General features: G+C 41.5%; 4 protein-coding genes and 2 tRNA genes. 1 reads left to right on the top strand and 5 read right to left on the bottom strand.

Annotated elements, in window-relative coordinates; genetic code table 11:
• Positions 1–29 precede the first annotated feature (29 nt).
• Entirely contained in the window at positions 30–710 is a 681-nt protein-coding gene (locus tag HN980_06870) for a DNA alkylation repair protein (GenBank protein ID MBT6929193.1), read from the top strand.
• A gap of 211 nt (positions 711–921) precedes the next feature.
• Here HN980_06870 and HN980_06865 read toward each other — a convergent pair whose 3' ends face one another.
• The 5 genes from HN980_06865 to HN980_06845 form a co-directional block, all read right to left on the bottom strand.
• Complete coding sequence (locus tag HN980_06865) at positions 922–5,145, bottom strand: hypothetical protein (protein ID MBT6929192.1); 4,224 nt, start codon at positions 5,143–5,145, stop codon at positions 922–924.
• A gap of 210 nt (positions 5,146–5,355) precedes the next feature.
• Positions 5,356–6,399 (bottom strand): glycosyltransferase family 9 protein, encoded by a 1,044-nt coding sequence (locus tag HN980_06860; GenBank protein ID MBT6929191.1) that lies wholly within the window; start codon positions 6,397–6,399, stop codon positions 5,356–5,358.
• Complete coding sequence (locus HN980_06855; protein MBT6929190.1) at positions 6,392–6,685, bottom strand: hypothetical protein; 294 nt, start codon at positions 6,683–6,685, stop codon at positions 6,392–6,394. Before HN980_06855 ends, HN980_06860 begins: the two co-directional genes overlap by 8 nt.
• Before the next feature lie 139 nt (positions 6,686–6,824).
• Positions 6,825–6,898: transfer RNA gene (locus HN980_06850), tRNA-Met, on the bottom strand.
• Positions 6,899–6,919: 21 nt separating this feature from the next.
• Positions 6,920–6,992, bottom strand: a tRNA-Met gene (locus tag HN980_06845).
• Between the last annotated feature and the right edge of the window lie 272 nt (positions 6,993–7,264).

Below are 7,264 nucleotides of genomic sequence, written 5' to 3'. Positions count from 1 at the left end.
GAAGCGTTGAAGATTGTGAAAGGTGAATAATGCATAACGTAAAGTCTGTTGTTAAGAAGCTGAAGTTGTTGGGGAATTCCAAGGGCAAGGAAGCGATTGCGCGGTATGGGATAACGCCTGAGGAAGCCTTTTGTGTTTCTATACCGAATTTGCGGGAGCTGGCAAAGGAGATAGGCAAAGACCATAAGCTCGCTTTGGAGTTGTGGGATCTTGGCATACGGGAGACGAGGATTCTGGCCAGTATGATCGACGAGGTTTCTCTTGTGACAGTGAAGCAGATGGAAGAATGGACGAAAGGATTCACCTATTGGGAGATATGTGACCAGTGTTGCATGAATCTCTTCGAAAAACATGAAACTTCCTATGTTTTGGCAGAAAAATGGAGCAAGAAGAAAGAAGAAGGCATAAAACGTGCAGGTTTTGTCTTGATGGCGAGGCTTGCCGTCAGCGACAAGAAAGCCGACGACAAGAGATTCGAGAAATTCTTACCTATGATAAAACGAGAAGCTGTCGATGAGAGACATCTTGTCAAAAAAGCCGTCAACTGGGCATTACGACAGATAGGAAAAAGGAGCATGGCTTTGCATAAAACGGCTGTGTTGCTCGCCCAAGAGATCGCCGAGATAGACTCGAAAAGCGCAAGATGGGTCGCCAATGATGCTTTGAGAGAGCTCGAAAACGATAAAACGATAAAAAGAATAAAAAGATAAACTCTTATCACCATCGCATGGCGATGGTGATGAAGATTTTATGGTGAAAATTAGGTGAATTTATGGGTATAATTGGGTGTAATTGGGTGTAATATGGATGAGGGGTTTCATAAAAAGATGATTCATAGTTATGTGGATAATATCAGCGAGGAAGAATCAAAGAACAATCCTTAGTGCAAAGAATCGCAAATCGCAGGCCCGGCCCCTTTTATCAGTTATGAAGGCTATCAAAAGTTCTAATGTATTCAATTAATTCAGAGTCAGAAATCGGAATATCTTCAAGCTTTAAGATACGCTTCTTTATACTGCGAATCTGCTCCTCAGTATATTCAGGAAGAGAGAAAAATTCTTGGTCATAGTTGGGACCTCCTTCTTTTTCCCAATTTTTCAAATCCATATTTTCAATGAAATGTAATGCTCCTTCTGTTAATTTTGGTGACGCCCAAATAAATTCTGCTTCTAAAATTTTATCGAACAATTCCCAGAGTCCTTCACTAATAGGATTTGCTTTTATAATAGCTCTAGTGTGACGAAGAAACACTTCCACATTATCTTCTGAAAAATCGCCTAATACCCCTTGCGTCAAACTCTCAGCAGCCTCCTTTTTTTGTTCCTTCGTTGTTCTGTACCCGAGATGATCATCTATATAAGAAAAGACCCAAGGACTTTCTTTTACAAAATCAAAAGAAATCCCCTCAAACGAAAGGCTTTTGCCTTGTATTTGTAAATATCCAATCATTGCTTCAATATGGTCTTTAGCGCCCTTAAGAGCAGGCGTTTCACTCCCTCCCCAAAAGCTCTGAACATTATCAGGAGTGCTCTTCCATTTAAAATGAACTACATCTTCCTGTGGTCTCATCTGAAAATCATCGGGTGCAATCATCCCTCTCGAATATGTACTCAACGCATAAACTGTTAAGGTTACATCTCGTGCGCCAGCACCACCGAATCCTAAAGACACAAAGATATGTCCATCAAGTATTAAAGAAGTAACATCTCCCTGTCGGTCAACTTTAGCTTCTACGACGAATTTAGCGCTGTGGAAATTCAAGGGCAGATTAAAAGTTATCTTCACATCAGGATAATGATATTCTATAGACTGTAATGTAGGTTTCGGCGAAGTTGGGGAGTGTAGTGACAGCTGGGAAATATTATCACAAAGTTCAGCTATTGGCGCCGGCATAGCATCCATAGTAATGCCTGCCCTACTCCCAATGCTTGCGACAACAGTCTCTAAACTTTGGTGTACTGTTGTAAAAAAGTCTTCAAGAGTAGTTTCTTTAGGCATGGCTCTCTCGGGGTCAAGGACATTACTTCCTAGAGCTGCCGCTGCAACAGAAAAACCTGGCGATGGTAGCAAATGGTCGGCAGGAGTAGGACTTTTTCCTCTTCCTGAATCAATCCAACATTGTTCTAAAAACGGCACATATTTTTCAGGATTTAGGCTTTTAACCCTTAATACAGCGAATTTCTCCACTAAAAAAGGTCTCAACATTTTCGCTTGTTTAGCTAAAACAGGATCGTGCTTCAATAATGCTTCATCGCCTTCAGCCATGGCATAGGTAGCCATCCCAAGGTAGCGATCGACAATTTGTGCAAACCTCTCTACTTTTTGTCGTTCCTTACCTTCATAATGTGGGCTAGTAGTTATGCCTTTGATACAATCATCAAAAGCGTTGACTATAGCGCCCAAGGCTTGAGCCAATAGTGTACATTCCAAGCCAGGATCTTGTACTCCTCCTGACACACGTCGAATCTCTTCAATACACTGATTACCTGCTGCTAACAATTCCTCATCTAATGCCGTCAAAAGCGCATCAAATTTCAGTGGGTCGGCAAAATCTTGTGCATTATGGCTGAAGTGTTCCGCCACAGTCTTGGTTTTTTGTACAACACCCCAGCCCCTCTGAAAATCCGATTGTTCCCATTGCTGTTGTAATCTATCAAGGCACTCTGATGCATCACTACTTTGGCTTCTGATTTTAATAAAAGTAGAGTTCAACCAGATTTCTACTATATCAGGGCCAAGCTGTTTAAAAATAATAGCCAGCTGTCGCAATTCTTCATCATTCAATTCAGTAATGAAAGACCTCCATTGTTCTATTGCCTCGCCTTTCAAGATAAATTTTTCACTTCGACTAAAAATATCGATATATTCGTGTCGTTCATCTTTTAAATCGCTATTGGCAGAAAATCCTAAACCTTTTCTTTCGGCTTTAGCGCCAAGGGTTGTATATAGTGTTTCCGCATTACATGTCCCTTCTACCGGACTTTGCAACAATGCCGCCCTTAACCAATTCATGGCATACATTTTTTGTACACCATCCTTTTTAGGGTTATTAAAAACTTTCCATACGTGCCTAGCGTTATACACAATCTTATGCATGAGAGCTTCTCTTTCCCACTGTGGCGCATCTTTCAAAAGTTTTTGGGTGATATTCAATAATTTTCTAAGGATGAACGCTCTTTCTCCAAAAGTCTTTACTTCTTCAAAGGCATTAAGTAAACGATCTAATGTATTCCAGCCTTGAATATCTTCTATATCTATACTTGGCTCTTTAGCATGAGCGTCCAATATATCGAAAAAACCTTTCACATCCTCTGGGCTTACATATGAGGTACAGCTTTCCATCTTCGGAACCAAATGTCGCCGCAGCCCTTCTACAATAAAATCTCCGGCGTCTTTCCCCTGTGGTAACACACCAGATATTCCTTCTTGTGTATCAACAAGTATCGTTCTTGTTTGAATAATGTCTCTCGCACGTTTAAACCCATCCCCTGATATGTTAAGAACAGGGATGCCACGCTCTCGAAACGTGCCTGCTTCATGAGAATTGCTTGCTGTCGGCTGTCTTATCACCACAGCGCTAACAGCAACATCTGAGGAACGATTAAGATATTGTTCCAGGGCTTCGCTGGCAGAGTCTGCTATGATCGTATTATCTCTTGTCAGCGAACAAACATGTCCTCCTCCGGCACCAATAACATTAACTCTCTGTAGTGTTTCTAATTCTTTTAATTTTTGCGCGTCAAGATAGTTCTTTGGCGTTTGAGGCCTTTTTGGGACAGGCCTTGCCTGTAACAAATAAAACACCTCGCTATCAGAATCATATGTCCACTCTACGTCCATAGGCACCCCATAGTGTTCCTCTATACGACGCCCTATCTTCGCAAGATGCTGTATCTGCTTTTCTGAAAGAGACGGTGAAGTCATCAAATCACGATGGTTTTCTACAGAAATCAGCTCTCCGCCTTCTCCCGGTTTACGTCGTGATGTCTTTATGCTAATGATTTGATGAATATCATCGTCCTGCACATAAGACGTATCACATAGCTGCGTACCTGTAACGACGCCATCAGCATGCCCCCAAGAAGATGTAATCTGGACAACGCCTTTAGTACTTAATTCCCCTTCCGTTGTATACATCACGCCGGAAACAGGAAGTTTTTTTGTTTCGGCGTTTTCTCCTATCATAACCTGTAATAAAACCGGCATAAATGGATCCAGAGTAATGTCATCACCGCCTGCTGATCTTTGCCCAAGTGATCGAACGGTAAAATAGGAAGCTACAACGCTACTAATTGCGTGGGCAATAGCCTTGCTTTCAGGATTCACATTGGCGATACTCTCATTGCCACCGGCATTCGATAATTCTTCAGTATCTTCCCGGCCGGTACTTCGTACCATTATTTGATGCCCTTCATCTATAAATTCTTGAACAACGGGATTATCAAAATCTTCGAAGGCGTTATGAACGCCTGTTTGAATTTCTCCAAGGATATCAGCAGCAGCGGTAGACAGTCCTTCTTCTGAGTATTTTTCTTTAAATTCATTCCATAACGTATCAAAATCGGGAAAATTCTGATGTAGGTGTTCCCAAATCACAGGATGGCTAATCCCTTTAAAAGAAGGAATTTCAATAGCCTTATCGCCCCGAAAAAGTCTTTGAAGGACTGCAAGGTTTGCTGTTTTATTTCCAAAATCAGCAGGGTTTAATTCCGATGCTTCTGTGACTGGCGATGGCGTGGTTTTGGCACCCTGTAACATCGTACTTGTACTACGCCTAATCGAGTCATCAAGCATATTACGATAGTGAACAACAGAGACTGTAAACATTGCGCCGACTAAAACCGCGGCACTTGTCAAGCCTACGCCAATGCCAACAAGCATTGCTCCTGAGCTTAAAATACCCACTACTGCTAAAATAGGAATGGCAACGGCTCCAACAGCCGCCGCAACAGTCAATATTCCAACAGTCGTCATTATATGCTTTTTATTGCGCATTTCTTGTGTATGCTTAGTCGATAAACTATGGTCGGGGGTTATCTTTAGAGGAGCTATTTCTCTGCCGGACAACGAACCTGTATCTAGTACGCCTTTTTCTATCTTTAATTCAAAAGGTTGTTCTGCCCCTTCTGTTGGTCCAATAGTCATTATGTTCTCCTTCTTATATTCTCGCTATAGTGGGTTACATGCTCAACATAACTATAACTGTAACTGTAACTGTAACTGTAACTGTAACTGTAACTGTAACTGTAACTGTAACTGTAACTGTAACTGTATATAACTATATATAACTGTATAGCACAAGAATAAAAAATGTATATTGAGTTCAGAATAGAACTTCTCCTCTGGCGCGGATTGTTAAGGACGCGTAGTCCTTAACATTGCTGTGAGTGAGGTATAGGCGTCGTTGACAGATATTTCTGAGGCGTTGTTTTTTATGGGGATTAGGGTGTGTTGTGTCATCCACGGATGCCAGCGTTTGGATATACGTTTCAGCATGAATGTTGTGATGGGTTTTTGGAATGCAGCTGCTATGTGCATTACTCCGCCGTCGGGGGTGAAGACTGTGTTGGCTTGTGAGAGTGCTGCGACTAGGTCGTGTATTTGTGGTGTTGGATATGCGAAGATGTTGTCTTTGAAGTGTTCTTTTAGGGTGTTTGCGGAAGTGTCGTCACCGGGGAATTTGGTGTTGGCGGCGGTGTCTGGCGACCATAGGATTAGTGGTGTGCCGATTTTGTTGTCGATGATTTTTTGTATGAGTTCTTTGTAGTTGTCTAGTGGCCATTTCTGTGGTTCTTGTCGTGTGCTGATATTTATTGCTATTAGGGGGAGGTTTTTTGAGGATACTGGGTGTTGTTGGTATTGTTTTTGAAAGCGTGTTATGGCGGTGGCGTTTGGTGTCAGTGATGCGGGGTGTCGTGTTATTTTTTCGTCTGTAAATGGTGTCAGGAGCATGTACAGGCTTTCGACGTGGTGGATATTTGTTAGGTCTCCTGGGACGCGTATTGTGTAGGCGCGTTTATTCCATTTTGTTTTTCCGTGGTGTGAGACGCGTTGTTTTGCTTTTGTCAGGAGGGTGTGTTGTGCGCATGATGATGAATTGGCGTTTCCGCACATGAAGGCTATGTCGTACTGTTTTTTTCTTATAGCTTTTATAAGTTTGATGTTGCTCCAGAGGCGGCGTAGTGTGTTATTTTTTGCTGTTCTGCTTTTTCGGTAGACGTAAACGGTGTTTATTAGCGGGTGATTTTCTATTATTGGAGCGTTGTAGTCGTTAACGAGGATGTCGATAGTGGCGTTTGGGAAGGTATCTTTTACTGCGGCGATGAATGAGGTAGTACATACGAGGTCGCCGATATTATCGCGTCTGATAACAAGAATTTTTTTTATGCTTTTATTCATCAATCGTTTGTGTCTGTTTAGTTACCATCCGTATTGGTCTCTCTTCTTCCCGCGATTTCACTACTGCCTGCGCTATTATTATATTTAAACCTAATTTGCTTCTTTGATCTGCCGACAAACTATCTAGTTGTATATTTCTTATTTTTTTAAATACAAGGTGTGCAAGAGCCGGATCTTTTATATTTATTTCTTCTACTGCCGCGTCTAAAAAGTCCGGCGGTGCTGCAGTATCTCTTTCAATAAGTGATCCTGTTCGCGTACCTTCAAATCCTACTGGTGATGCCATTATTATATCCTATTTTTATGATTTATTGATTTTCAATATACATCAACACACCTTTATTTTGAAGGGGCATTTCTGTTATTGTCAATTATTATAATTAAGATATAAAGATTATTTAGCGAAGAAATCGAGAGAAAAAAAATACCGGCAGTCGGATTTGAACCAACGACACCCGGATTATGATTCCGGTGCTCTAACCAACTGAGCTATGCCGGCGTCGCGATGAAACAAAAAAAATAGCGGGGAGAGGATTCGAACCTCTGACCTTTGGGTTATGAGCCCAACGAGCTAACCACTGCTCCACCCCGCGGCATTTTAAAGCAAGATGATATCATATGGTGTAATAACACTCAATATCTTTCTTCAGAATAGTATTTTTTATCACGTACCATGGAGTGCCTAGGGGAAAACTTAGGGGCTATAGGCATATTAATTGATCATTGATGTTACGCGAAAATTCTTGTTAGAGAGAGAAAAAGATAAAGCTCTCTATATTGTGGGTGTTGCGCAAGGTAAGTGATAGGCATAAAGATAATATAAAAATCCGGAATATACTACCACGGAGCCTTTTCAATTATCAGT

The organism is Waddliaceae bacterium, from assembly GCA_018694295.1.
Classification (GTDB): domain Bacteria; phylum Chlamydiota; class Chlamydiia; order Chlamydiales; family JABHNK01; genus JABHNK01.
This window is presented reverse-complemented; position numbering and strand designations above follow the sequence as displayed.

Bases quoted from the DNA above. Each gene is read 5' to 3' on its own strand.
- HN980_06870 (MBT6929193.1), top strand. From the start codon at position 30: ATGCATAACGTAAAGTCTGTTGTTAAGAAGCTGAAGTTGTTGGGGAAT.
- HN980_06865 (MBT6929192.1), bottom strand. From the start codon at position 5,145: ATGACTATTGGACCAACAGAAGGGGCAGAACAACCTTTTGAATTAAAG.
- HN980_06860 (MBT6929191.1), bottom strand. From the start codon at position 6,399: ATGAATAAAAGCATAAAAAAAATTCTTGTTATCAGACGCGATAATATC.
- HN980_06855 (MBT6929190.1), bottom strand. From the start codon at position 6,685: ATGGCATCACCAGTAGGATTTGAAGGTACGCGAACAGGATCACTTATT.